Origin of the sequence: Algibacter lectus (assembly GCF_900112395.1) — a bacterium.
GTDB classification, from domain to species: Bacteria; Bacteroidota; Bacteroidia; order Flavobacteriales; family Flavobacteriaceae; genus Algibacter; species Algibacter lectus.
Genome location: NZ_FOLN01000015.1, coordinates 56918 through 82873, shown reverse-complemented (window position 1 = coordinate 82873; position 25956 = coordinate 56918). Strand labels below are relative to the sequence as shown.

General features: G+C 32.0%; 24 protein-coding genes and 1 pseudogene. 8 read left to right on the top strand and 17 right to left on the bottom strand.

The genetic code is table 11. The features are described from left to right. Positions 1-250: pseudogene (locus BM246_RS19005) on the bottom strand (IS110 family transposase); the annotation flags it as partial. Positions 251-616: 366 nt separating this feature from the next. On the opposite strand from BM246_RS19005, the gene BM246_RS19000 reads away from it, so the two are divergent. Both BM246_RS19000 and BM246_RS18995 read left to right on the top strand, forming a co-directional pair. Further along, the gene (locus tag BM246_RS19000; RefSeq protein ID WP_074940446.1) at positions 617-1417 is read left to right on the top strand and encodes a helix-turn-helix domain-containing protein; all 801 of its coding nucleotides are present in this window, start codon (positions 617-619) and stop codon (positions 1415-1417) included. Positions 1418-1487: 70 nt separating this feature from the next. Beyond that, on the top strand, positions 1488-3149 hold the full coding sequence (locus BM246_RS18995; protein ID WP_074940442.1) for a serine hydrolase domain-containing protein: 1662 nt from the start codon (positions 1488-1490) through the stop codon (positions 3147-3149). 96 nt (positions 3150-3245) lie between these two features. On the opposite strand, the gene BM246_RS18990 is transcribed toward BM246_RS18995, so the two are convergent. The 6 genes from BM246_RS18990 to mnmE all read right to left on the bottom strand — a co-directional run bounded on the left by BM246_RS18990 (position 3246) and on the right by mnmE (position 8864). After that, complete coding sequence (locus BM246_RS18990; protein ID WP_074940438.1) at positions 3246-3668, bottom strand: hypothetical protein; 423 nt, start codon at positions 3666-3668, stop codon at positions 3246-3248. A gap of 231 nt (positions 3669-3899) precedes the next feature. Then, the gene (locus BM246_RS18985; protein ID WP_042501345.1) at positions 3900-4232 is read right to left on the bottom strand and encodes a helix-turn-helix domain-containing protein; all 333 of its coding nucleotides are present in this window, start codon (positions 4230-4232) and stop codon (positions 3900-3902) included. Between the two features lie 191 nt (positions 4233-4423). Beyond that, positions 4424-5512 (bottom strand): hypothetical protein, encoded by a 1089-nt coding sequence (locus BM246_RS18980; RefSeq protein ID WP_074940434.1) that lies wholly within the window; start codon positions 5510-5512, stop codon positions 4424-4426. After that, positions 5499-6638, bottom strand: coding sequence for a tyrosine-type recombinase/integrase (locus BM246_RS18975; protein ID WP_074940429.1), 1140 nt, complete (start codon positions 6636-6638; stop codon positions 5499-5501). Before BM246_RS18975 ends, BM246_RS18980 begins: the two co-directional genes overlap by 14 nt. Next, the gene (locus BM246_RS18970) at positions 6639-7214 is read right to left on the bottom strand and encodes a helix-turn-helix domain-containing protein (protein WP_074940426.1); all 576 of its coding nucleotides are present in this window, start codon (positions 7212-7214) and stop codon (positions 6639-6641) included. 252 nt (positions 7215-7466) lie between these two features. After that, the gene (gene mnmE / locus BM246_RS18965; protein ID WP_042501331.1) at positions 7467-8864 is read right to left on the bottom strand and encodes a tRNA uridine-5-carboxymethylaminomethyl(34) synthesis GTPase MnmE; all 1398 of its coding nucleotides are present in this window, start codon (positions 8862-8864) and stop codon (positions 7467-7469) included. Between the two features lie 216 nt (positions 8865-9080). On the opposite strand from mnmE, the gene BM246_RS18960 reads away from it, so the two are divergent. Beyond that, a complete protein-coding gene (locus BM246_RS18960) occupies positions 9081-9509 on the top strand; it encodes a hypothetical protein (RefSeq protein WP_042501328.1) in 429 nt (142 codons plus the stop codon). Here the strand turns inward: BM246_RS18960 and BM246_RS18955 are convergent. The 5 genes from BM246_RS18955 to BM246_RS18935 all read right to left on the bottom strand — a co-directional run bounded on the left by BM246_RS18955 (position 9501) and on the right by BM246_RS18935 (position 14261). Then, on the bottom strand, positions 9501-10331 hold the full coding sequence (locus BM246_RS18955; protein ID WP_042501325.1) for a CvfB family protein: 831 nt from the start codon (positions 10329-10331) through the stop codon (positions 9501-9503). The two genes, BM246_RS18960 and BM246_RS18955, sit on opposite strands and share 9 nt — an antisense overlap. Positions 10332-10477: 146 nt before the next feature. Beyond that, positions 10478-10816 carry a DUF2853 family protein gene (locus BM246_RS18950; RefSeq protein ID WP_042501323.1) on the bottom strand — a complete coding sequence of 113 codons (339 nt, stop codon included), beginning with the start codon at positions 10814-10816 and terminating at the stop codon, positions 10478-10480. Between the two features lie 87 nt (positions 10817-10903). Then, a complete protein-coding gene (gene menD / locus BM246_RS18945; protein ID WP_074940421.1) occupies positions 10904-12664 on the bottom strand; it encodes a 2-succinyl-5-enolpyruvyl-6-hydroxy-3-cyclohexene-1-carboxylate synthase in 1761 nt (586 codons plus the stop codon). A 50-nt stretch (positions 12665-12714) separates the two neighbouring features. Further along, a complete protein-coding gene (locus tag BM246_RS18940) occupies positions 12715-13836 on the bottom strand; it encodes a chorismate-binding protein (RefSeq protein WP_074940417.1) in 1122 nt (373 codons plus the stop codon). 2 nt (positions 13837-13838) lie between these two features. Next, on the bottom strand, positions 13839-14261 hold the full coding sequence (locus BM246_RS18935) for a PaaI family thioesterase (RefSeq protein ID WP_074940413.1): 423 nt from the start codon (positions 14259-14261) through the stop codon (positions 13839-13841). 131 nt (positions 14262-14392) lie between these two features. On the opposite strand from BM246_RS18935, the gene BM246_RS18930 reads away from it, so the two are divergent. After that, positions 14393-14968: a GNAT family N-acetyltransferase gene (locus tag BM246_RS18930; RefSeq protein ID WP_074940451.1), complete on the top strand. Its 576-nt coding sequence runs from the start codon at positions 14393-14395 to the stop codon at positions 14966-14968. A 73-nt stretch (positions 14969-15041) separates the two neighbouring features. On the opposite strand, the gene BM246_RS18925 is transcribed toward BM246_RS18930, so the two are convergent. Continuing rightward, a complete protein-coding gene (locus BM246_RS18925; protein ID WP_042505051.1) occupies positions 15042-16199 on the bottom strand; it encodes a THUMP domain-containing class I SAM-dependent RNA methyltransferase in 1158 nt (385 codons plus the stop codon). Between the two features lie 246 nt (positions 16200-16445). Between BM246_RS18925 and BM246_RS18920 the strand changes: the two genes are divergently transcribed. Continuing rightward, positions 16446-17177, top strand: coding sequence for a class I SAM-dependent methyltransferase (locus tag BM246_RS18920; protein ID WP_074940410.1), 732 nt, complete (start codon positions 16446-16448; stop codon positions 17175-17177). 63 nt (positions 17178-17240) lie between these two features. Continuing rightward, on the top strand, positions 17241-17915 hold the full coding sequence (locus BM246_RS18915) for a ZIP family metal transporter (RefSeq protein ID WP_042505047.1): 675 nt from the start codon (positions 17241-17243) through the stop codon (positions 17913-17915). A gap of 78 nt (positions 17916-17993) precedes the next feature. On the opposite strand, the gene rlmF is transcribed toward BM246_RS18915, so the two are convergent. Continuing rightward, positions 17994-18869, bottom strand: a complete 876-nt coding sequence (gene rlmF, locus BM246_RS18910) for a 23S rRNA (adenine(1618)-N(6))-methyltransferase RlmF (protein WP_074940407.1) — start codon at positions 18867-18869, stop codon at positions 17994-17996. Between the two features lie 5 nt (positions 18870-18874). Beyond that, on the bottom strand, positions 18875-19300 hold the full coding sequence (locus BM246_RS18905) for a DUF3995 domain-containing protein (protein WP_074940404.1): 426 nt from the start codon (positions 19298-19300) through the stop codon (positions 18875-18877). 97 nt (positions 19301-19397) lie between these two features. On the opposite strand from BM246_RS18905, the gene BM246_RS18900 reads away from it, so the two are divergent. Both BM246_RS18900 and BM246_RS18895 read left to right on the top strand, forming a co-directional pair. After that, on the top strand, positions 19398-20054 hold the full coding sequence (locus BM246_RS18900) for an HAD family hydrolase (protein ID WP_074940401.1): 657 nt from the start codon (positions 19398-19400) through the stop codon (positions 20052-20054). 294 nt (positions 20055-20348) lie between these two features. Then, positions 20349-21497: a hypothetical protein gene (locus BM246_RS18895; RefSeq protein ID WP_074940397.1), complete on the top strand. Its 1149-nt coding sequence runs from the start codon at positions 20349-20351 to the stop codon at positions 21495-21497. A gap of 303 nt (positions 21498-21800) precedes the next feature. On the opposite strand, the gene BM246_RS18890 is transcribed toward BM246_RS18895, so the two are convergent. Beyond that, entirely contained in the window at positions 21801-22286 is a 486-nt protein-coding gene (locus tag BM246_RS18890; RefSeq protein WP_074940393.1) for a hypothetical protein, read from the bottom strand. 10 nt (positions 22287-22296) lie between these two features. Then, entirely contained in the window at positions 22297-25950 is a 3654-nt protein-coding gene (locus tag BM246_RS18885; RefSeq protein WP_074940387.1) for an AAA family ATPase, read from the bottom strand. Positions 25951-25956 lie beyond the last annotated feature (6 nt).

Here is a 25956-nt window from a genome sequence, read left to right as displayed (position 1 = left end):
TAAATCGTTTTACAGACAATGGATTTTCTACTGAAACATTTAGACCTTCTTCAAACAAATAATAAGCTAACTGATAATGATAGTAACCTGTAGCTTCCATCACACAATGACTCTCAGAATTTAAAAGTTTTCTAAATGCTTTAAAGCCTGAAACCTTATTTTTAAACTGATAATAATTACCATCTGAATCTGTGACATCAAAAACTAAATAACTAATGTCAATACCAAAATATTTAATATCTTTATTCATAACAAATTATTTTTTTGAAAGGACATACTACGCGAGTTTCAACGACTTAAAATCGAGGTCTTAAAGCCTCACAGAACTGTTCGAAATCTGTGTAGAAAAGAGAGGAGATTTACAATGCTGACGAGATCTGTAGTCTCTCCGTATAAATTAACCTTATTCCTCTCTTTTGTGCTTTCTATTTTATATGTTTAAATTAGTCTTTTTTATTTAAAGGCTAACTTAAGCCGTATAAAAATAATTGCTACATTGTACTTAATCAAAGGTTGTTGCTCTTTTGTTAGGTCCAATTTTCCTTCGGAAAATCCTCGCATACAAACCCGCAACTATTCTTATGCATAAACGTTGGCAACAAGCTGAAAAAACAGAATGAATAAACTAAAAAAAGGAGAGTTTTACGGAACACATTACCAAAAATCAGCTTTTGAAAATCTAATAATTACCGATACAGAATATACACACAGTAAAGTTGATTGGCATTATCACGAAAATCCATATTTTACTTATTTACTTCAAGGGAAGTTATTCGAATCTAACAAAAAAGAATCCTACTATTTAGAGCCAGGAAACCTACTATTTCATAATTGGCAAGACTCACATTATAATATAAAACCACCTGAATTTACAAGAGGTTTTCACATTGAATTGAATAAGAATTGGTTTTCAAACTTTGATATTCAGATAACAAATTTTGAAGGAAGCATCAATTTAAAGAATCCTATAATAAAGAACTTGATGAACCATATATTTGTTGAAACTAAAATTAACGACCAGTATTCAAATTTAAGTATTGAAAGTGATTTGATTGAAATTTTCAACACAATTAAGGAAAGTAAAGAAAGAAATTTAAGAAAACCAGATTGGGCAAATAAACTAAAAGAATTGTTGAATGAGGAAAAAATAGACTATTCTCTAAACAGCTTAAGTTCAAAGTTAGAAATACACCCTGTTCATTTGTCCAGAGAATTTAACCGCTATTTTGGAACAAGTCTAGGTAATTATGTTCGATTAATAAAACTGAATAAAGCCTTTTGTTTACTTACTTCAAACAAGTTTTCAATGACTGAAATTTGTTATCTATGTGATTTTTATGACCAAAGTCATTTCATCTCAAATTTTAAGAAAATCTATCATACAACACCAACAAAAATTTTAAAGAATATTTCCTGATGTTAATTATATACAATTTTGGGAAATGGAATAATTTCACCTTTGTAATTCATCAAAAATCAATCAAAAAATGAAAACACAAAGTATTTCACTTCTCTTATTTACATTTCTTACAATTAGTCTTTTCGGTCAAGATATGGGAGAATACACGAGTGGCTGGGAAGGAAAAATAGACGGTTCGAAAGTATTCAACTTAAAGGTGGAAATAGAAAGTTTTGGACTAGAAAAAGCTAGATTAAAAATTTCTAATAGTAAAAGCATTATTGACTATCCATTTGATTCAAGAAGTACTTCAATATTAAAAGTGCCTTTTGCAGAAAATTATTCTTTTGAAGGCGTACTTTCTGAAAATGGAAAAGAAATTAATGGGTTTATCAAATCTGGAATGCTTCTTTATCACATAAAACTTACTCAATCAAAGAATAGTACTTTTATAGGGGCTTGGAACTTACTTATGATAGATGAGCTAAAATCACTTAACTTCTATTTGAGTGTTGAAAATGGAGAAGGCGATGATTATCAAGCTTACCCAATTCTTGGAGACAATAGATTTACAGGAACTTGGTGCGACAATTTTCAAAAAGAAAAAGATTTGATTTCGTTTACTGATTTCAAAACTGGATTGCAGTTTAAAGGAAAGCTAGAAAAGAATAAGATTCAATTAAGTATCCTCTTAGGAAACCATTTGCTAACAGAAATAGAACTAAAAAATTCTATAACCGATTGGAAAATTGGTGGTTTTATAAATGACAACAAAAATTCTATTTTAAAACTTACCGAAATGGAACACCTTATTTCAAAGGATTCATTTCCTAATACACATTCTGTTGTAATTTCAAAAAAAGGGAAAATTGAATATGAAAATTATTTTGATGGTTACAACTCAAATATTCCACACGATATGAAATCTGCTTCAAAAAGTATTTCATCTGCAATAGTTGGAATAGCAAAAGACAAATTGTTATTTAATAGTGTTAAGCAATCTATTTTTGATTTTCTGCCTGAAAAATATCAAACTCGTAAAGACAGTCTAAAAACAAAAATCGATATTCAGAGTCTTTTAACAATGAGTTCTGGTATAGATGCTATAGATTATGGTATCAATGCAAATCCAAAATCTTCTGCAACAGAAAATAATTACCAAAGAACACCTGATTGGATTGAAGCAATTCTAAAAGCTCCAATGATTCATAAGCCAAACACTAATGCTAATTATGGCTCAGCAAACCCAGCTTTGTTAGGGGTTGCTATGGATTCTGTCGTTTCAGAACCTTTGGAATTATTTATTGATAAGTTTTTATTTCAGAAATTGAAAATTTCAAATTACATTATTCAAACAGACTTAAGAGATAAGCCATATTTTGGAGGTGGAATGTACCTTACTCCAAAAGATATGTTGAAATTTGGAGAACTCTATCTGAATAAAGGAAAATGGCAATCAAAACGCATTATTTCTAAAAAATGGGTTAAAAAATCATTTAAAAACTATCGTAATTTAGAAAATGTAACAGATAAAAATGGTTATGGATATTTATGGTGGCATAATACTTATCAAATTAATGGAAAAAATATAAAATCTATTGAGGCAAGAGGAAATGGAGGACAATATATTTTTGTAATTCCTTGTTTACAAACAGTTGTTGTTATTACATCCGGAAATTATAGAAACGGAAAAACGCAACAACCAGAAGAGATTTTTGAAAAACACATTTTACCCTACCTTGAAAATTGAAAAAAACCAGTTGCAAACGCAGTATAAAATTAATTGCGGTTTAGTGCTTAATCAAAGGTCGTTGTGCGTGATAACATAAATTACTTAATAGATGCTTTACCTCCATATTTTAAGCTCAAACATTAAACGTTTAATTTGTTTTATCTCTTCATTTAAAAGTAAAATATCATTTTTAGTTGCTGGTAAGGTATTAGGCATAAATGCCTTTTTTAATCCATAACTAATAGAATCTGCAGCTACAGTGCCAATCATTGTATTTTTAACAGAGTCTAAATTCACACCACTTATTTTTTTCTCAATGGCTGCTAATTTCTCTTCAAGAACAACAGAATTATTAAGAGCATTTTTATCTGGTACTTTTAGCCTAGTTTCTTCTTTTTGATAATGACCTGACACATATTTATAATTATTTCGTTTATAGCTCGCTTTCGTTTTACAACTATTTGTGCAATACACATGGTTACTTCTTCTTGCTTCAAATTGCTCATAGCAATGTTTGCAGTTTTTTATCTTTTTCATAGGTTTTTGTGTGGTTTTTGGTGATTTAATGCGGCTAAAACGTTAAATAACATGTTATTTAACGTTTTAGCGCCTCTTTATCTTCTTAAAAAAAATCGATTTAGTTCTGTAATTTGCCTTTATTGAACAATGCATAAGTAGCTTGCATGTATTTAGATCCGTATACCACTCCAAGTCTAGAATTGCTCGAAATAGCTTAACAAAGCCACCTTGTTCTATATTTACCATATCTTAAGCTAATCTATTATTTGAAAGATATTGATCGGCTTTGTTTTCTAGAGATGACCTTGTCTCTGTTTTCCCAGATTTTATCCAGTCTAAAAGTTCTGATTTTTGGAAATAAAGACGCTTTCCTTTTTTACTATAGGGAATCGACTTTTTGTGCACCAAACCATAAAGTGTTGGCTTGGATAACTTGACTAATTTTGCAGCTTCATCAATCGTTAAAAATTCGTTTTCTTGAATACGATTTTGAGACTCGTAACTCTTTTTTAAATTGTTTGTAATACGCTCTACTAGGTTTTCTATTTCGTCCTCTGTAAGCATAAAGAATTGTTTCTTCATTTGTTCTTTGTATTATAGTTTATAATACTGCAAACTTACTCCCGAAATCAGCTTCTGTCTAGAGACTTCGGAAGACCCGCGGAAGAACTGCGGAAGAACTAAAACACTAAAAAACAATTATTTAAAAAACGAAAAACAACCAAAAACAACACAAAACAACGATAAAGATTGATAAGAAAATATCAAATTAACTAACTTATTCTTCGTTTTTGTAGGTGTTTTGTTTTCATTCGCTCTAATTCTGTTATTAAAATATCTATTTTAAAAGCTTGAAGTTTTAAAATTGTAGATTCTAGAAGTTTAAGCCGCTTACTAACACCGTAATAACTTATCCCCTTTGCAACCTTACTGTAAGAAGTGTTATTTTTAGAATCTTGAGAAAAGATGCTGGTATCATCAAATGCACCAGCTAACCTCATTATCTTCATCAAATTTGCACTTGTAATATTGGTATAATCCACGTCTTCGTCTTTAACATCATTATTAATCAATTTATATAAAACATGAATGATTAAGAAACGCTCATTGTCGGTAAATTGATTTATTAGTGACTCAACATTTATCTGCTTTTCAGATTTTAAGTCATCAGTCTTAATTTCTTTATTATTATTCGGTTCTACTATTGGCTTTTTTAAAGGCTCTAAATATTGTCCATTTACAAACTCTCCAATTAAACTTTTAATCCCAATATCATATTGAGATTTATAATCATCATTTTCTAAAACCTGCAAATCATCATCGCCTTTAAAGCTTGCAACTATTTCCTGATTATTATCGAAACCTTCGCTAGACATGGACTCATACTCCAGAGAACCTTTAAAGCTGCAGTCAACAAAATCTTTTAAATAAAAATAATGATAACAGCCGTGCTTATAAATCAACTGGTAATAATCATAATAATTACCATAGTGCCTTCCAACTTCATTTAGACATTCACGTATAGCTAAGTCTTCTATAAAAGAACTATAAGGGTACTTAGATGACTTAGAAAAATTCTCTAAAGCTTCATTTTCTAATACCCAAGATATAACCTCACTTTTTTCTCCTTCATAATAAGAATATCGATCTAAAAAAACTAAATAAGACTTTACTGCATGCTCTTTTAAACGAGCTTCAAACTTTTGGTCTCGAAAATGATTCAACTGCCGAAGGATATTATTAGCCATTGAGAGAAATGGTCTATTTTTACCTTTAGCCTTTTTAAACTCATCTATAAAAATAGATTTAACAGCATAAAATGTTCTGTTATAGTGATAATTATATACGCTATGATAATCCATCTAAATCTAAATTTATGCGGTTAGCAGCTCCTACTTTATTTTTATCCATTACTTTGGTATAAATCTGCGTAGTTGAAATGTTTTTGTGCCCTAATAGCTTTGAAACGGTGTAAATATCAGTTCCATTTGCTAATTGCAGTGTTGCATAACTATGCCTGAAATTATGAAAGGAGATTTTCTTATTTATACCAGCTTTCTCAATCCAATTTTTTAGAGGTCTAACTATTTGCGAGTATTTAATATCCTTAAATATAATACCTGTAGTGGATTCCTGTAACTTTAATATGCCATAAGCAGACTCCGAAATAGGATGATTATTTATATTCCCTGTTTTCTGCTCCCTAAGCTGAACATAATTTCCAAGATGTTTATCTTGGTATATTTTCTCCCAAGTTAAATTCTTTATATCTATAAATCTGAGTCCTGTTAAGGAAGAAAAAATAGCCATGTGTTTTATTTTCTCAATTTTAATATTGGTCTTCCATAATGAAGAAAGCTCAGCTTCTGTTAAATACTCCCTATGCGTTTCCTCTTCTTTAATATAGTCTGCATGTAAAGCTAAATTGGTTGTGGTTAAATTCTGCTTGTAGGCTTCTTTAAGTACATATATAAACTTTTTATAATAAGACGAAGCCGTATTTATAGCCAAACTATCTTTTTTAGTTCTTAGGTTTTTAGTTGATAATAAAAAACTTCTATACTTCTTAATATGCAAAAGTGTAATTTGATTAGTTGATAATTTATCACCTGCAAACTCTTCAAAATATTTTAGCGAAGCCTTCCAAGATAAATAATTATTACGGCTACTTTTATTGTAATAATCTTCGATAATGGTTTGATAAAAAGCTACAAAATTTAAACTAAAATTTATGTTCTCTTTAAATCCATATTCTTTATCCCTTATTTGAATTAAGCGTTTAGACCTAACAAGTTCAGCAAACTGAATTGTTTCTTTATTATGCGATTTTTCCATTTCGTTCTTTGGAACGCTATGTATTTGAAGTTTTAAAAACTCCCTTCTTGTTTCTTTTCCTGTAGCTGGATTTATTATTGCGGGGTAATAGTCTAAGTACAGACTTTTTTTACCGTTTGCTATTTCCTTATATCTTAAAGTTACATTAGCCATTTAACTCCTTTTATTTGGTGCACCATATAATTTTCGAATATCGCTTTTTAATACATAAGTAAAACGACCTTTCTTTATTTTCTCTATTCCTTTTAATTTTAAGTGTCGTTCAACCGACCTAAGAGAAATTTTATAAAACTCTGAAATTTCTCCCATAAAATAATATTTCTTTTCATCGAACTCTTTTTTCTTAACCGCTATCTTTTTATCATTCGTTTTATTAAATCCTTGTCTGCACAAATGATCTAAATCTTTTCTAGAAACTAAAACACGCCCCATTATATTGAAACTTAATAAATCTCCAGATAATATTAAACGCTTAATTGTTGACCTGCTAACATTCAATAAAATTGCACAATCCGCTACACTTAAAAACTCCTTGATTTTAACCAGTTCTAAACGCTCAGAAAAGGGATGTCTCTCCGTTATTTCGCTGTTTTCAGCGAGAACTTGTCGTGTTTTCTTTGCCTTATGTTTATAGTGTTTTTGGTTACACGAATGGCTACAATACTTAGTCTTTGTAGTCTTTGCCTGGAATTTATCTCCACAATATATACATCTTTTATTTACTAACATGCGACACAATCTCCCCTTTTTTTATGGTTCTATGCGGGTCTAGAGGGTTCAGAGTGGTTCTACATGGTTCAAAAAAAACTAACACACGACACTCTTGGTGCAAACATAACAAAAAATCCAAAACGAGGTACAAATGAGGTACAAAAAACAAGGAAAAACCACCTATTTTAACAAAATAACGAAAAACGCAAAAACAAAAAACCCTTGTATTACAAGGGTTTTCTTTGTTTTATTATGTTTTATTTTTGATTATTACTTTCCAATACAGAAATTAGCAAAAATATTCCCCAATAAATCATCATTAGTAATTTCTCCAGTTATTTCTCCAAAGTAATATAGTGCCTGACGAATATCTATCGCCATTAAATCTCCAGATAAACCAATTTCTAAACCTTCTTTTACTTTCCCTATTTCTTCAAAAGCTTTTAGAAGCGAATCGTAATGTCTGGTATTAGTAACAATAGTATCATTATTTCTCAATGCGCCTGTATTTACGAAGCTTAAAAGTTTATCCTTTAAAGCTTCGACACCCGTACCTGTTTTAGCGGAAAGCAGATGAATGTTTTCAATTTCTGCCTTAACGATATCCACTTGCTTTTCATCAAGCTTATCTACTTTATTAGCAACAATCAATAATGGTTTTAACGGATATTTATTTTTAATTTTTTCTATTTCAATTTTAAAAGATTTTAGAAAAGACGTTTCCTTAAAGTTGCTACTATCAGCAAGAAAAACAACAACTTGAGCCTGATCTATTTTTTCAAAAGTCTTTTTAATACCTATACTCTCAACAACATCGGTTGTTTCTCGAATACCAGCCGTATCAATAAAACGGAAACCAATACCTCCTATCGAAATTTCATCTTCAATGGTATCTCGTGTGGTTCCTGCAATTTCCGATACTATGGCGCGTTCTTCATTTAAAAGGGCGTTTAAAAGCGTAGATTTACCTACGTTTGGCTCTCCAACAATAGCAACCGGAATTCCATTTTTAATCACGTTACCAACCGCAAAGGAGTCTATCAATCGTTTTAATACAAATGTAATACGTTCGGTTAAATCCTTAAATTGTCCTCTATCGGCAAACTCAACATCTTCTTCTGCAAAATCGAGTTCTAATTCTATTAAGGATGCAAAATTTAAAAGTTCTTCACGCAGCTTTGCTATTTCCGAAGAAAAACCACCACGCATTTGTTGCATGGCTATTTGATGAGACGCTTCATTATCACTCGAAATTAAATCGGCCACAGCTTCTGCCTGACTTAAGTCTAATTTCCCGTTTAAAAAGGCACGTAAAGTAAACTCACCAGGCGATGCCGTGCGGCAACCTTTCCTTATAAATAATTGAATAATTTCTTGTTGAATATAATTAGATCCATGACACGATATTTCTACCACATTCTCTCCTGTATAAGAATTCGGGTTTTTAAAAACAGACACCAAAACCTCATCTATAGTGCGTTTGTTATCTATAATATGCCCTAAATGAATGGTATGCGTTTTTTGCGTTAAAAGCGACTTGTCACTTTTAACAGATCTAAAAGCGCTGTCCGCCATGGTAATGGCATCTTTTCCGGATAATCGGATGATAGCAATGGCTCCTGCTCCAGAAGGTGTTGCTAATGCTACTATAGTATCGTCGTTTATCATTTGGCAAAAGTACTAAAAATGGAAATGTTTACAGATATAAGTTTATACTGAAATTAATAGCCTCGTAGGTATTAATCTTTGCGATTAAAGAGATTACACTCCAATATATTATCAATAATATAAAAAGTCGGTAAAAAAGATGTGACTTTTTAAATATATAAGTGTCTTATTGATAAGTCCCTACAACTTGATAGCTTAATTTAATCCATAGTAAACATGAAAATTATTGAATCCGAATTCTCTCAGCATATTTTAAAATCGGAGAAAATATCACTTGGTGAAATCCATTTTTTTAATCACATAGCAGTTATCGAGTTTAAAGAAGGCGTACATATAGACATCCATAATATATCGGAAATTTTCAAAAAACTAATTTCTTACTTCGGGATTTCGAGACCTTTTGGAGTTCTTGCAAATCGGGTAAACTCTTACTCTATTAACTTGTTAGACATTAACAGTTTTAAAGAAATAATGAATAACCTATGCGCTTACGGTGTTGTAAGTCATAATTCTGCAAGTGCCATGAATGCTGAAATCGAAAGCAATTTTTGCTCACGAGAAAACATACACTTCAAAAATATTAGCGATGGTGTTAACTATGTTTACAGCAGAGTAAAAACTAAAATCTCGGTATCTTTAAACTAAATAAATGCCGTCTGGCTTAATTTCTATTTGACGTTGCTTATACAATGTACCAATAGCCTTTTTAAAGTTCTTTTTACTCATTTGAAGCTGCTCTTTAATAGCTTCTGGACTAGATTTATCGGTTAAATTAATATAGCCGCTATTATCATGTAATTCATGCATGATTTTTTCGGCATTTGGCTCTATATTTCTGTAGCCAATTTGACCTAAAGCGATATCTAATTTATTACCAGGGCGTACTTTTTTAACGATACCTTTTAATCTATCGCCAATACTTAAATCTTTAAAAATTTGATCTTTGTAAATTAAACCAATATGTTTTTTATTTACAATCACGTTCATTCCAATATCCGATGGGTGAGATACAATTAAATCGACCTCATCAAACTCAGCAACCGTTAATTCGCGGTTATCTAAAAAACGCATAGTTTTACTAGAAGCTACTAAACGCTCGCTTTTTTCATCTAAATAGCAATGCACCAAGTACCAACCACCTGGTTTCATTTTAAAAGCTTGTTCCTGAAACGGACAAAACAATTCCTTCACTAAACCCCAATCTAAAAAGGCTCCATATTCGGTAACTTGGTTACAACGCAAAAGCGCAAAACCATCCTTCATAATATATGGCATATCTGTTGTAGCCACTGGGCGCTCGTCATTGTCTAAATACACAAAAACATCTAGCTTGTCGTAGATTTTAAATTCCTGCGGAACATATCTATTTGGTAACAAAACCTGGTTATCTTCATTATCAATTAAATAAGCACCATGCTCACTTTCACGAAGAATTTCTAATGTATTTACTTGTCCTAAATGTATCATGCCGCAAAGATAATGATATTAGAAAAAAGAATCGAGATTAAAATTATTAGAAAAGAGAAATTTTTTAGAAGACAATATTTTAAATGCAAAAAGGCGCTACAAAATTGTAACGCCTTTAATATTATAGAGAGAGTTATACTGTAATACTAGTACACAGATTCTTTTCCAAAATGCTTTGCAAGTAAGTAATAAACAACCGCTCTGTACTTTGTACGGTTAGATTTTCCGTATTGTTCTATTACAGCTGCAATACCTTCGTCTAAGCTAGCATCATCAGCTAATCCTAATTTTTTAATTAAGAAGTTATTCTTTACAGTGGCTAATTCAGAAGCGTCCGAACCAGAAACCGTAGAAGAATCTGCGTTATAAATTGATGGTCCACAACCAATTGTTACTTTTTTCAAGAAATCCATATCTGGAGTTACACCACATTTATCTTTTAAATCTGCTGCGTACTTTACAATTAAATCGTCTCTTTTACTCATGTTTAGAATGTTTTTAAAAAGGGTTTATAAATTAAGTTATTAAGATAACTATTTTTTAGACACCAAATAAATTGATAAGTCACATTCTTATTTTAAATTTTTGAAATAATCTAGTAAAATTTCATCATTAATAGCTTTAGGTGTAAACACTTCCAATATTTTTGGTTGCTCACCGGCATCGTAAAATGTAGCCAAAGCCCCTTTCAATTCTACCTTATCGGAAGCTTTTACGTAATCTAAACCATACATTTTCGCTAAATGTTCGGCCGTAAGATTATGTTTTGTTTCAAAATAAGTATCGAAATTTTCTGTGTTTTTATGTCCTGGTAAAATTCTAAAAATACCTCCACCCTGATTATTTACTATAATAATTCTAAAATTTTTCGGAATATAATTGTTCCAAAGTGCATTGCTATCGTATAGAAAACTTAAATCACCTGTAATAAAAACCGTTTGTTTTTCATTGGCCACAGCACTCCCAATAGCCGTACTTGTACTTCCATCAATACCGCTTGTACCGCGATTACAAAACACCTCTAAGGTTTTATTTAAATTGAATAATTGTGTGTAACGAATAGCCGAACTGTTCCCTACTTGCAAAATACTATGGTCTGGTATCGATTTTAAAATCTTATTAAACACCGTAAAATCGGAAAAAGGAAGCGTTTTTAAATACTGCTTATGCTTTACCAATCGGTCTTGCCTTACGGCACTCCATACCGCACTATAATGACTCTTTACGTAATGGGTTACTTTGGGTAAAAACTCCGTAAAAAACTGATTTGGAGTGGCCTTAATGTGATTGTTTAAACAGAAAAACGTATCATTCGCATCTTTTTCATCAATATGCCAATGTTGTTTTGGTTTATACTTTCGTAGGAATTGTTTAATCTTTTTCGATACAATTAGGCCTCCAAAAGTAATTAATATATCTGGTTGAAGTTGCTTTTGCTCCTCTTCTGATAAAGGCGCAATTAATTGATCGATACTATTAAAGAAATGAGGATGGTGTAAATTTGAAGTGCTTTCGGTTAAAACAATAACACTATCATCTTCCGATAATTCATCCAACCATTTTTGCTCAATACTATTCGGTTGATTTACGCCAACCAAAATCATTTTTTTCGATGCCGAATTCCAATCTTCAAAACACGATTTTAAAATATGCTCTTCAATCTCAGATTCTTTAAAAGGAATTTCAATTACTTTTGGTGAAACACTCAATGCTTCAACCATATTGTAAAGCGGCTCATCAAAAGGAATATTAATATGAACAGGTCCTTTTTTTAATTTTGAAATATTTATAGCCGTATTAATCTCTTCTTCGTTAAATGTTTGAATGCCTTTTTGCAAGCCTAATAAACGTTCAAACTTATCTTCTAGATTTTTAAATATAGGGAGATCTTCATGGTTAGGCACATTCTTTTCATCTTTTAAATCGAGCTTCAAATTAGCTGAATATAAAATATGATTTTCGAATACATTTTTCTGGTTAATAGTCTGCCCATCACCAATGCCAATTAAATGTTTAGGTCTATCGGCCGATAACACAACCAACGGAATATTACTATAAAAAGCCTCAGCAACCGCAGGATAATAATTAAGTAACGCACTACCCGATGTACAAACTACAGCGGTTGGCTCTTGTGTTTTTTGAGCAATGCCTAATGCAAAAAAAGCAGCACAACGCTCATCGACAACACTGTAAGACTCAAAAAACGGGTCGTGAGTAAAACCAATAGTTAGGGGTGCATTTCTACTTCCTGGAGATAATATAATATGTTTAATTCCTTTGGCTTTACACAACTGAATAACGGTTTGCGCAAGCGGAATTTTTGGATACATCATAACATTTAAAATATATCCAAAAATAAGAATTACTGCAATAAGTTAACTGCTTATAGCACCTTTTTAATCACCAAAGATTTTGATACCGTTTCCTCCCATTCGTTTTCAGGGTTAGAACTTTCGGTAATACCGCCACCAACATAAACAATAGCTTTGTTTTCTTTAAGCTGCATACAACGTAAGTTTACGTATAGTTGCGTGCTTTTTTTGGTTGTAGCGTATGCTCTATTTTCTATATTTCGTTTTCCGGAGCGTGGTGCCGATGTAATTTCTAAATTTAATTCACCTAAAAAACCCGTGTAAAACTCGCGGTTATAATGTTCTTTTTCTAAAATAAACTGTTTTGCAGCCTCTTTAGGTAAACCACAAACGGCTGGCGTTGGGTGTAAACTGTATAATAAATCTTTTAGGCTAATGGCATTGGGTTTTAAAACGCCCCAAATTCTAGTTTTTAGATGCAGTAAATTACCAGCCTTTACCGTTTCTATTTTCGATACATTAATATTGTCGATGGTAGTCTCTATACTATCTAAAATAAAATCGGTGACATATTGTTGTTCTTGCAACTCTTTAGCTTGCCAAGTAACATCTAAACTCCCTTTATAGTTTTGCGTACCTGCCAAAGCCATAATTGAAAAACGTTGTCCTTCAATTTTAACTAAAGTTTCGGGTGTTGCGCCTAACCACAAACCAACTTTTGGATGATACCAACAATACACAAATGCCGAAGCATAGTTTTGTAATAAATTATTAAGAATAGTAATAGGATTGTTTTCTGAAAGCGAAACAGATTCCGTTCGAGATAGCACTACTTTTTTAAACTGATTGTTCTTTATAGCCTCTACGCCACGTTCAACAAGCTTGATGTGTATTTCTTTTTGCAGCGTGTTATCAACCTTAGAACTACTTTCAATAGAATCAATAGCCGTGGATTCTGGAACCAAACTTTTTAATTTATCAGAAAGTTCCAAAGGCATTAAAACCGATTTTTCTGTGTTGTCAAAAGGAGAAAACACAAAACCTTTTTCTGTAAAATCTTCAGTATATACTAAATCGTTTGTTTCTTGCAGTAATCCATTAACAGCACTTTCATTTGGTTTTCTATAAATTACAAATGGTAACTGTGCGTTGTATTGCGTATCAATACGTTCTAAAAACTCGTTAAATGTCATCCTTATCTTTTAGGTAACGATATGGTTGACAGACGACAAACAGAAATTAAATTATCATCATCATCCGTTACTTTAATATCTAATAATTGCGTTGTTCTACCTTTATGCAAAAAAGTTGCTTTAGCATAAACAAAACCACTTTTTACGCTTTTTAAATGGTTGGCCGTAATTTCTAAACCACGCACAAAAAGTTTTTCGGTATCTACAAATACATGCGTAGCAAAACTCCCCACACTTTCGGCTAAAGCTGCGGTAGCACCACCATGCAATACACCATCGGGTTGATGCACTCTAGAATCTACAGGCATTCTGGCTGTTAAGTAATCTTCTCCAAAATCTACCATTTCAATTCTTAATGTTTCCATTAATGTATTTTTACAAGCTAAATTAGCTTTTTCTAAAACTGCTTTTTTAGATAATTCCATAAGAAATTGTATTTTTAATCGCGATTGCAAAAGTACAAAATTATAAGGGCATTTGGCTTTAGATGGCGAGAGCTTTTTATTACAACCACATCCTGATTAACACCCAATATTTTAAACGTTTCGATAATTTTATGAATACACCAACTTTAGAAAATAACCGTGTAAAACTTAGTCTTTTAACTTTAAATAATTATTCTGAAATTCTTAAAATTGGACAACAAGAAAACTTAGTACTTTATTCACCAAGTAAAATTGCAACACCAGAAGATTTAAAAAATTACACCGCAACAGCTGTTGCTGGTTACCAAAACAAAACTGTAATTCCGTTTATAATTTTCGATAAACAAACCAATGCTTACGCAGGAACAACTCGCTTTGCGCATATAGATTGGCATAATAAAGTTTTACATATTGGCTGGACCTGGATTGGCCATGAATTTCAAGGCACAGGTTTAAATATGAATATGAAATTTTTAATGCTTCAATATGCTTTTGAAGTCTTAAAGTTTGATAAAGTAGAATTCCGTGCCGATGAGCGAAACATAGCGTCCCGTAAAGCCATTGAAAAAATTGGAGGCACTCTTGAAGGGCTTCTACGAAAAGATATGCTGATGCTCGATGGTTTTAAAAGAAGTTCTTGTTGTTATGGTATTTTAAATGAAGAATGGCCAGCTATAAAAACATCTATTTTTAAAGATTTTGAATAATGATATAAACAAAAAAAACTCAGAGAGTTTCTGAGTTTTTTTTGTTCTAAATTATATTTTAACTTCTTAACAGTTATTTCATATACTTTCCTTTTTTACTGCCTTCATACATTACGTATTTTACTAAACGTGATTCTAATTTGGCATTAAATAGATGTATTTTTCTTGACGGACGTAAACCTACATGCTTTAAAGCATCGAGGTTAGAGGTAATAAACCAAGCATCGGTTCCTGGATAGTTTTGCTTAAGTGTATCTCCTATATTAGCGTAAAACTCTTCCATATCGATATTTAATCGCTCACCGTATGGTGGGTTAAAAACCATATGTAATTTTTCGTCGCCACCTTTTTGGGTTTTAAAGAAATCTTCGTGTTTTATTTCTATAAAATCATCTAGTTGAGCGTTTTTTACATTCTCCTTAGCTTTGGTAACCGCACTTGGTGCTTTATCAAAACCAATGATTTTATGATGAAAATCGCGCGTTTTTTTAAGTAAAGACTCTTCTATTTTTTCAAATAACTCAACATCCCAATCTGGCCAACGCTCGAAAGCAAATTCTTTACGCATCAAGTTTGGTGGAATGTTACAAGCAATCATGGCTGCTTCTATCAACATGGTTCCCGAACCACACATTGGGTCCATAAAATCTGTTTGTCCGTCCCAACCAGAAAGCATAATAAGTCCGGCGGCTAATACCTCGTTTATTGGTGCAATATTAGTTGCTGTTTTATAACCACGTTTATGTAGAGAATCGCCAGAAGAATCTAAAGAGATAGTACATTTACGTCGATCGATATGCACGTTTATTTTTATATCTGGAAATTTTAAATCTACATTAGGGCGTACACCTTCAGTATCTCTAAATTTATCGACAATAGCATCTTTTGTTTTTTGAGCAATGTAGAGCGAGTGCGTAAATAAATCGGAATGGATGGTAGCATCTACAGCTAAAGTACCTGTAGCTTTAAGATATTTAGACCAATCCATGGCGTAAAGTTTGTCGTAAAGCTCTTTTTCGCTGTTTACATTAAAACTATGGATGGGTTTTAAAATTTTCACAGCAGTACGCAAGCCCAAGTTACATTTGTACATAAATCCTTTATCGCCTGAAAAAGAGACATTTCTAGTGCCTTTTTTCACATACAATGCGCCTAACTGCGTTAGCTCGTCTGCTAATAAATCTTCAAAGCCAAATAAGGTTTTGGCAACCATGTTGAAATTTTCTTCCATTTTTTTCGTCTACGTCTAATAGATTGCAAAAATAACTTAATTTTGCAGAAAGCAAGAGATATTAGCGGATAATGGGTTAGGGATTGCAGCGGCATCCTTTTTGCAAAGGTTTTAAAGCCTATTTTTGGGTTAAACCTGATGTTTAATTGGTGTTTGATTCTTAAAAATAATTAAAGAAGGCTTTGTAAAAAGATATAGCGGAAAGCCCGACCTCGCCCTAAGGCGTGGTAACCCCCAAAAAACAATATGGAAAAACAAGAGACAGAATGGTTTACATCGTGGTTTGACACGCCGTATTATCATATTTTATACAAAGACAGGGATGATACGGAGGCGCATGCGTTTATGGACACCCTTAGTGATTATTTGAATATGCCTGAGGGCGGGAAAATTTTGGATTTGGCCTGCGGAAAAGGAAGACACTCGGTGTATTTAAACAAAATTGGTTACAATGTTACTGGCGTTGATTTAAGTGAAAACAGCATTAACTATGCTAAACAATTTGAAAACGATACTCTAAAATTTGAGGTTCACGATATGTGTAACCCTTACCCGGAAACCTTTGATGGAGTTTTTAACTTATTTACAAGTTTTGGGTATTTTGATGATGAAGCCGATAATTTAAGAACCATAAAAGCGATAAAAGCCGATTTGAACGATTATGGTTTTGGTGTTATTGATTTTATGAATTCGGATTTTGTAATTGATAATTTAGTACCTGAGGAAGTAAAAACGGTTGATGGTATCGATTTTTATTTGAAACGCTACGTGGAAGATGGCTATATTATTAAGGATATTGCATTTAATACGGACGGCAAAGATTTTAAATATCAGGAGCGTGTACGTGGTTTTACTTTAGCTGATTTTGAAACGCTTTTTGAACAAGCCGACGTGCATTTACTTGATGTTTTTGGAGATTATAAGTTAGGCCAATTTAGAAAAGCCTTCTCGGAACGTTTAGTAATGATTTTTAAATAAATAATTACAATGTTTTTTTAATCTAGAAAAACTTAAACACTCATTTTTTGAGCTTATTTTTAAATGAATAAATTTATATTTCCTGTAATTGCCGTTATTTTAGGCGTGCTAATAGCTACTATTACCAAGAATAAAAAATCTTGGAACATGAAGCTTATGCTCTCTTTTAGTGGGGCTTTTTTATTGGCTTTAACCTTATTTGAATTATTACCTGAGGTCTATGCACATCTCGATTCTAAACAAACGGGATTGTTTATTATGCTCGGGATTTTACTGCAAATTGTTTTGGAGTTGTTCTCTAAAGGTGCTGAGCACGGGCATGTACACATCCATAAAAACGAAACGCTATTTCCTTGGTGGTTATTTGTAAGTTTGTGTTTGCACAGTTTATTAGAAGGGTTCCCGATACATGAGCATAACGATATGGTTTATGGTGTTTTAATACATAAAATTCCTATTGCTACGCTTATAAGTATGTTTTTGTTTCAGTCGAGTTTTAGTAAACCTAAAATTGCTGTGTTTTTAGTGATTTTTGCATTAATGACACCGTTAGGAACTTTAATTTCAAATACTTCTAATTTAACAGAAACCTTTGCCCACGGTATTAATGCTGTGGTTATTGGTATGTTTTTCCATATATCGACCACTATTCTATTTGAAAGTAGCGACGGACATAAGTTTAACCTAAGTAAGTTTGTCGCTATTATTTTAGGTGTTGGGATTGCTTATTTGATTTAGAATCTAAATCAAATAAGCATTCTGTATTGTATAGCGTTCTGCTTAATATTTTTCGGAAATTGAGATAGTTTATATTTCTTAAAACGTCCAAGCTAGAATACGAGACACTTTATTTCCTTGTCCCATATTAATTACTTTAACCTCTGTAGCGCCTAGTTTTGTCAGCGATTTTTGCATTCCTTTTATTAAATCTTTTTTAGATACTAAGGTTGTAAACCACTTGCAGCTTTCTTTATGCAATGAGCTTTCATATAAATAAGTATGTAAAAAAGCTTTTTCACCACCTTTATAACAAAGCTCGTTATTGGTACCCGAAAAGTTACGGACTATTTTATCTGTCTTTTTACCTAAATTCTTTAATTTTTTAGTGGTTGCTTCATCAGCTTCTTCTTCAGAATTAAAAAACGGAGGATTACATATAGACACTGCGAAAGTCTCACCTTCATCTAAAATACCGTTAAAAATTTCGGCACTATCTTCTTGATGGCGCAGCTTAATAGCATTACCCATCTTGTTTTTATCTATTATTCTTTGCGCATTTTTTAACGAAGCGCCATCAATATCTGTAGCTACAAACTCCCAGTTATATTCTGCATAGCCCAAAAGTGGATAAATGCAACTTGCACCTGTACCGATATCTAATATTTTAACGCCGTTTTCTGTGTTTGCTTTTTTAACTAAATGTGCTATATGATGCAAATAATCTACACGACCAGGAATTGGCGGACATAAATTCTCCTCAGGAAACTCCCAAAACTTAATACCGTAATCTTTTAGCAATAAAGCCGTATTAAGTGCTTTTACAGCCTTAGGCTTAGCAAAATCTATAGTTACCGTTTGGTGTCTGTTTTCGAAAACAAAGGGCTTTAATTCTGGATATACATTACATAAAGCCTCTAAATCGTAACCCGATTTATGCTTATTTTTTGGATGAAAATTTGGAGTTGTTTTGATAATTTCTAGTTTAAAATTTCTATTATAATGCCAACACTACTAATAACTAAACACAACGGTGCATAATAGGTTGTATCCAGGGTGCCAAAAGTAGTCTGTTTTACGCTCTTAAAAAAGCCTACATATTTAAAATCGCCAATAGCACGAATAAAAAACAACAATGCTATAATCCAGCCAGTGTACTGCATAATCCAATTAGGCAAATAAACTGTTGCTACGCCCGACTTATAAAAGTAAAAACAACAAAACGCTAATAGCGCAAAGCCAACAATAGCACTATCCATTTTTTTAGGGTTTAAAACCCGCTCGCCGTTATCTTTAGTGGGTAGTGAGGCCTCAATACCAAATGTTCCGCCAGAAAACCAATTAAAATGAATAACCGCAAGCACAAGAAATACAATACTAAGTAATAAGGATAAAACAGCAACCATAATAATTAACGGAGTTTAAGCTACAAATTTAATAATTTGAACCTCGTTTTAGATATTGAAACGATTTCTTTTATCTTAGCCCAAAATAAATTTTGAGATGTTAAAAGCTGTAATTTTCGATATGGATGGAGTAATAATAGATAGCGAACCGCTACACCATTATGCTTATCATAAAATGTTTAGCGATGTTGGCGCCAATGTTTCTAATGAGCTATACGAATCTTACACCGGGCAATCTACGCTTAACGTTTGCAAGCAAGTTAAAGATCATTTTAATTTAGATGAAACTCCAGAAGCTTTAGTAGCCTTAAAAAGAAAACATTACGAATACATTTTTGAAAACGATAAAGATTTCGATTTAATAAATGGTGTTTTAGATTTAATAAAAAACTATCATGCTAATGGGCTTACTCTGGTTTTAGCATCATCGGCATCTATGCCAAGTATTGAACGTATTTTTAAACGTTTCGATTTAAACCAATATTTTAAAGCCAAATTAAGTGGTGCCGATTTAAAAGCATCTAAACCACACCCAGAAATTTTTGTAAAAGCAGCCGAAGCATCAGGTTTTAAAACATCGGAATGTATGGTTATTGAAGACTCTACCAACGGTATTAAAGCTGCAAACGATGCGCATATATTTTGCGTAGGTTTTGATAGTATACACTCAAAAAATCAGGATTATACCAATGCAAACCTAAAAATTGAAGATTTTAAAACTATTACCTTCGATAAAATTACGACGCATTTTTAGAACCTAATACCTAAATAATAGATTACCTCTACCCTACACATCATAGATTTGTATGTTGCTATTATGTGTTCTAATTTTAGTTTAGAGCCGAGTATCATCATCTATTACCAATTAGTTTTTACTCAAATTTTCAATTAAATTTAAATTTCCACAACCTAATATTTAAATTTAACACCTCTGTTTTATCTTAAAAAATAAAAATAACAACCTCAAAATCAACACACTAATACTTACTTCTGTTTTTTGGCACGCTGTTTGTAATTACCTAACTGTATAACATTAAAACATACAGATATGAAAAAGTATATATTCTTATTAGCCGGATTGGTCCTTGCAGGATTCACCGCTAGTGCAGACACAACAACCGCCAACCAAACAAACGAAGCATCAAATATTAACAGAGGTTACGGCAGCTCTTTCATATTTGTTGAAAACGGTATAGAATTTTCGGTATTTGCCGATGGTCAATTCGATTTCAATTTACAACGTCAAACATCAAACGTAAATGTATCATTACATTCTAGAAATCTAGATTTAAGTTTTAACTCTGGTTACGATTATAATGCATACGTGCAGTACGATGAATTTGGTGCAATTATTCAAATAGAAAACACACCTATTTATTACGATTATTACGGTAGAATTTCTCAAGCCGGAAACGTAAACATAAACTACAACAACAATGGTTACATATCTAGAGTTGGTGGACTATATGTGCATTACGATCGTTATAACAGATATTCTCACTATACTGGTTTTATAAACGTATATAACCGTGGTTACATTTACCGTCCATGGCACAATTATTACCGCACGCCATCAGTTAATTTTCGTGTAGTATTTAATCGTCCTTACCGTCAACATTATGCTCCAGTGCGTTATGTGTACAACCGTCCGTTTTACAACAACCACCGTCCATCATCAGCTATATATAGTCGTCGTGGAAATACTGTTGCCAGAAACCGTAATTACGCTACAGTAAATAGAAGTTCTAGAAACGTTACTAAAATTAACCGTAACGCACAAACCAGACGTAAAGTAACAACAAATAACAACCGTCGTTACACAACAACATCACCAAATAGAAACTCTAATGCAAAAAGTACAAACCGTAATTATACACAACGCAATAATAGTCGTGTAGTAAAAACAACACCAAACAGAACGGTTACTAAAACTACAACCACTAGATCTACAAGACCTAGTGCAAACAGTACAAATACTAGAAATGTAACCCGTACGAAAATAAATACGGTATCTAAAAATCCAAAAGCAACAAAGGCTCGTACATATACTAGAAACAGCAATAATACTAGAAGCACTAAACGTGTAGCTACCGTTACTAAAGCACCAAGAACTAGCAATAGTAAAGCCACACAAAGTAGTCGAAAATCTAGCAATAATACAAGATCGACAACAACTACCACACGTAGACGATCATAAAAATTTTGGTTGGTTAGTACGAAAATCCCTGTGAATAGTTTGCCTTAAAGCAACATCACGGGGTTTTTCATTTTTAATAGTTTGGGCGTTACCACAAGGGTCGGGCTTTACACTATATCTTTTTTAGCTTAGGCTACTTTAAGCAAGTTCAGACCTCAAATTAAAACATAAACTAAACCGATGCTATTTTCTTAATCTTTAAAAAAGGATGCCGTTGCAATCCCTAACGCGAGTTACGGCTGTGGTAATATGTTTTGGAAAGATTAAAATAACTTTAGTCCCTCTTCTTTTAACAAAACATCTTTAATTATTATTTAAGTCTTTTAACTTAATAAGCAAATAAATTACAAGACTGACTAAAGTTATCATTTGAGAAATTCCAAAACCAGCGGTAAACCATCCATAAAACACCAAAAAGCTTTGAATATCGCCATGGTGACTTTTAGATGCACTTTCACTATATAGTCCAGACAACCAATTTGTCAATGGCCCTAAAATAAAGATAATAAGACTTAAAACTACCAATAGTAGTTTAGGGAATTCCCTTTTATATAATTCTAATCCAAGAGATTTTCTATTAATTTTGCCAACCACAAAATATGCGGTAAACAAATATGCGACCAACGTAATTGATGGGAGTAAATAAGTCAAAATGAGAAAAGAAACACCTAACTCAACCAGACTAAAATACAATAAATGAATAATAAAATTTAAGATGGTATCAACAGCCGTCACAAATACAAATCCAAAAATCACCCATAAAACTAATAAAACATCATTTTTTTTCATCAGTCTTGAATTACATTATATCCACCACACTCACTCCATTATTCTTTTTAGTAATTTGAATTTGAGTAGAAATACGGTCTTTTAAATTTTCAACGTGAGATATTATACCAATCATTTTACCTTGCGATTGCAAAGTTTCTAAAGTCGAGATAACCGTTTCTAAAGTATTTTTATCCAAGGTTCCGAAACCTTCATCAATAAACAACGAATCGATTTTCACATTTTTACTAGCCAAATCAGACAATCCTAAAGCTAAAGCCAAACTAATAATAAACTTCTCACCACCACTAGATGTGTCTACCAATCTGGCCTGGTCCGTTTGGTAATGGTCTATTAAATTAAAATTAAGTTCCTCTTTAGGTTTGTAAGCCTCTTCCATTTTTAAAGAATAACGTTTATTCAATTTATACAAATGTACATTGGCAAGGTCTAGTAAATGCTTTAAAGTTAATCGTTGCACATATACATTAAAGGCATCTTTAGAATTCCCTATAATTTTAAATAGCTCTCTCCAAACATTGCAAACCGTTTCTTGAGCATCTATTTTTTTATAGATTTCTTTATTTCGATCTCTAATTTCCTTATCCTTTTTAAAGGCTTGTATAATCTCACCTTTTTCCGATAGCAGCGTTTTATTTGTCTTATTCAAATCTTCCAAAGCCAATTTACTCTCGGCCTCAGTAATTTCAAATGTTTTAATTTTTTTTAAATCTGCTTTAGCTTTTTCGTTAGATTCTCGGTATGCTTTTAAGCGAAGTTGTTTTTCTTTTATCGCTTCTTTATTTTTAGTGAACCGCACCAAATCGGCATCTAGAAGTATTGCTTTCTGAACCAATTCTCTTGTATCAAAATCGCTAACTTTTAATTGAGTATCAAAAACAGAATTTAACGTGTCTAGCTTTTCTCTTAAAACTAATACCTCCTTATTCGTTTCTATTTTTAAAGCTTCTTTTTTGTTTTGTAAATCTAAAAACTCTTGGCGTTTCTGCTTGCTTAACTCTACCTTTTTAGACAAAGCCATTCGTTCTGTTTGCAAAAGTTCTCGCTTATGTTCTACAGAAATAGCAATAGGTAAAATAGCTTCACGCTGTTTTTGTAATTGTTCTATTTTAACAGTAGAAACTGTAATCGTTTTAGAACAAACTTCTTTTGCTTTAAGTTGTATTTCTAACTTCTCCTTATTATTTTCTAACTTAGTGTTTACAACTGATATACTCGATTTTAATAAGTCTAAATTCTTCTCTTTTTTATTAAAATTCGCTATTAAAATTTTAAGGCTTTCAATAAACTCGCTACTCTTTTCTGTTGAAGGTAATTGGTAATTAAATTTAGATAGTTTTGCTTCTAACGCTGTCTCTAAATTATTACACATTTCTTTTAAATTAACAATTAGTTTTTGCTTTTCTGCAATATCTTTATTGCTATTTTTATTCTTTTCAGCAAGCGTGGCTACACCATTTTTAATCTTATTAAACCTCTCACTTTGTATTTTAAAAGTATCGTTTAATTTATTGCTACCGTTTTGTAATTGTTGAGCTACTTTTAACTTTTCATCTAGCAACAAAATATCCTGCGCTACTTTTTTAACCTCAATTTCAATTTGAGTTGCATTCGATAACTCACAATCTATATTTAATTGTTTCGTCTTTAATTTTAATGCTTTTACTTCATCATTAATTAGACCACTACGTTGCGTTAATCCATCGATGGTTGTGGTCGCTACAACTTCTTTTTTCTCTAATTCGTTTTTTGAAACAATTAAGGCTTGCAGCTTTTCTTTGCGTTTATTTAGTTCTAATTCCGATTTTGAAACACCTACCGAAACCAAATTCTCGGCAAACGGATGCTCTAATGAACCACACAATCCACAAGGTGTTCCTTCTGTTAAACTCTTACGATCAGCTTCATATTTAGAAATACTTTTCTCTAAGTTTAAAATTTTATCCGCATCTGCAACCGATTTTTCTTGAACTTCAATTTGTTGCTTAACCGCTTGTATTTCCTTTTTACTAACCTCTAATACCTTTGTAAGCGCTTTTTGTTTCGCTAATAAATCGGTTTGTTCTCTTTCAACTTTTAGTATTTGCTCAGATAGCGTTTTAAACTGTTTCCAGTTTGTTTCTTTGGTGGCTAATTTGGTTTTAGCCTCTAGTAAATCGGTTAAATTATTTTTAGATAATTTTAAAGTGATCTCAGCTAATAGCTTTTCTGTTTTTTCAATTTCGGCAGTTTCAACTTTTAGTAATTTATTACCCTCTTTTAAGCGCGCTTCTGTTTTTTCTACCTCTTCTTTTTTTACAGATACAAAATCTTGAGCTTCTTTTAAACTTTCTTTTTTAGCTTTTAAAGCAGTTAATTCACTTGCCCAATTGGATATTTGTAAATCAACATCCTTCAATAATTTATGCTCAGAAATAAAGCTTTGATCTATTTTTATTTTAGCTTCAGTATCCGCTAAATCTTTATTCAATTTAGTTTGTTCTTCTCTTAAAAACTTAATTTGGTTATCTAACGCTTCTAATTCCAATGTTGCTTTTTGCTTATTTTCAACTTCATTTTTAAGCTTACTGTCTAAGCCATTTATAGCATCAAATTTTGGTAACCAATCTGCAAACGTTTTGTCTGCCACATTTAGCAACTCTATTTCTTTCTGAGTTTGTGAACTTAGTTTTTCAACCTCAGGCTTTAAGGTTTTAAGTTCAGACTCTAAACGTTCTAATTGTTTAGATTTATCAACAGACTCTTGCTCTGTTCTATTTAAATTCTGAAGTAACTCTTTAAAAGGTGCTGCCTTTTCATTTAAATCTAACTGTTCTAATTCTTGTTTATGCTTTTCAATAAATAAATTTACCTCCTTAGATTCTATTTCTAATTTTTGAGATTCATCAAGTATTTTCTGAAATTTCACATACCATTCTACAATATTTTGAGTGGTTTTTATCTCCTTTTCAATCTTTAAAATTTCGGTATCGAGTGTTTTATCTTTTTGAGTTAACTCAACCTTAGCTTCTTCTGACAAAACATCATCGGAATTAATTCTAGACTGAATATCTTTAAGCGCATTTTCTTCTTTTGCTTTTCTTTCTTGAATGCTCTGCCCTATTTTTTTATAAATTTCTTCGCCTGTAATTTGTTCTAACAGCTTCCCTTTCTCAGGACCTTTAGCCGTTAAAAACGAAGCAAATTCCCCTTGAGCAAGCATTACAGACCGTAAAAACTGATTGTAATCTAATTGAGTTACTCGAACCACTTCTGATATTAAACTCCGTTTCTGACTCGCCAAAATAGCACCTGTTGTTAAGTTCTTTAAACTAACTTCTTCCTTTGGGTTTTTATACTTTTTACCAGATTTATCGGCAACCTTCATTCCCCAGAAGGCATCATAAACTATATTATCATTTTCAAAAGTTACTCTACTAAAAGCATCATCAGCACCATGGCTAACCACATCAATCAATGTGCCTTTAGAGCCATTAAATCTAGGTACATTATGATATAACGCAATAGTAATAGCATCTAAAATAGTAGTTTTACCTGCTCCTGTAGAACCTGTAATAGCATACAAACCAACATCTTTAAACTGTTCACTTTCAAAATCTATAACAATAGAAGTATTGGAGCGTAAAGAATTTATATTTTGTAATTCTATTTTTAAAATTTTCATAGTCCT

Coding starts and splice junctions, on each gene's coding strand:
- BM246_RS19000 (WP_074940446.1), top strand. CDS start 617: ATGAATAAACTAAAAAAAGGAGAGTTTTACGGAACACATTACCAAAAA.
- BM246_RS18995 (WP_074940442.1), top strand. CDS start 1,488: ATGAAAACACAAAGTATTTCACTTCTCTTATTTACATTTCTTACAATT.
- BM246_RS18990 (WP_074940438.1), bottom strand. CDS start 3,668: ATGAAAAAGATAAAAAACTGCAAACATTGCTATGAGCAATTTGAAGCA.
- BM246_RS18985 (WP_042501345.1), bottom strand. CDS start 4,232: ATGAAGAAACAATTCTTTATGCTTACAGAGGACGAAATAGAAAACCTA.
- BM246_RS18980 (WP_074940434.1), bottom strand. CDS start 5,512: ATGGATTATCATAGCGTATATAATTATCACTATAACAGAACATTTTAT.
- BM246_RS18975 (WP_074940429.1), bottom strand. CDS start 6,638: ATGGCTAATGTAACTTTAAGATATAAGGAAATAGCAAACGGTAAAAAA.
- BM246_RS18970 (WP_074940426.1), bottom strand. CDS start 7,214: ATGTTAGTAAATAAAAGATGTATATATTGTGGAGATAAATTCCAGGCA.
- mnmE (WP_042501331.1), bottom strand. CDS start 8,864: ATGATAAACGACGATACTATAGTAGCATTAGCAACACCTTCTGGAGCA.
- BM246_RS18960 (WP_042501328.1), top strand. CDS start 9,081: ATGAAAATTATTGAATCCGAATTCTCTCAGCATATTTTAAAATCGGAG.
- BM246_RS18955 (WP_042501325.1), bottom strand. CDS start 10,331: ATGATACATTTAGGACAAGTAAATACATTAGAAATTCTTCGTGAAAGT.
- BM246_RS18950 (WP_042501323.1), bottom strand. CDS start 10,816: ATGAGTAAAAGAGACGATTTAATTGTAAAGTACGCAGCAGATTTAAAA.
- menD (WP_074940421.1), bottom strand. CDS start 12,664: ATGATGTATCCAAAAATTCCGCTTGCGCAAACCGTTATTCAGTTGTGT.
- BM246_RS18940 (WP_074940417.1), bottom strand. CDS start 13,836: ATGACATTTAACGAGTTTTTAGAACGTATTGATACGCAATACAACGCA.
- BM246_RS18935 (WP_074940413.1), bottom strand. CDS start 14,261: ATGGAATTATCTAAAAAAGCAGTTTTAGAAAAAGCTAATTTAGCTTGT.
- BM246_RS18930 (WP_074940451.1), top strand. CDS start 14,393: ATGAATACACCAACTTTAGAAAATAACCGTGTAAAACTTAGTCTTTTA.
- BM246_RS18925 (WP_042505051.1), bottom strand. CDS start 16,199: ATGGAAGAAAATTTCAACATGGTTGCCAAAACCTTATTTGGCTTTGAA.
- BM246_RS18920 (WP_074940410.1), top strand. CDS start 16,446: ATGGAAAAACAAGAGACAGAATGGTTTACATCGTGGTTTGACACGCCG.
- BM246_RS18915 (WP_042505047.1), top strand. CDS start 17,241: ATGAATAAATTTATATTTCCTGTAATTGCCGTTATTTTAGGCGTGCTA.
- BM246_RS18905 (WP_074940404.1), bottom strand. CDS start 19,300: ATGGTTGCTGTTTTATCCTTATTACTTAGTATTGTATTTCTTGTGCTT.
- BM246_RS18900 (WP_074940401.1), top strand. CDS start 19,398: ATGTTAAAAGCTGTAATTTTCGATATGGATGGAGTAATAATAGATAGC.
- BM246_RS18895 (WP_074940397.1), top strand. CDS start 20,349: ATGAAAAAGTATATATTCTTATTAGCCGGATTGGTCCTTGCAGGATTC.
- BM246_RS18890 (WP_074940393.1), bottom strand. CDS start 22,286: ATGAAAAAAAATGATGTTTTATTAGTTTTATGGGTGATTTTTGGATTT.
- BM246_RS18885 (WP_074940387.1), bottom strand. CDS start 25,950: ATGAAAATTTTAAAAATAGAATTACAAAATATAAATTCTTTACGCTCC.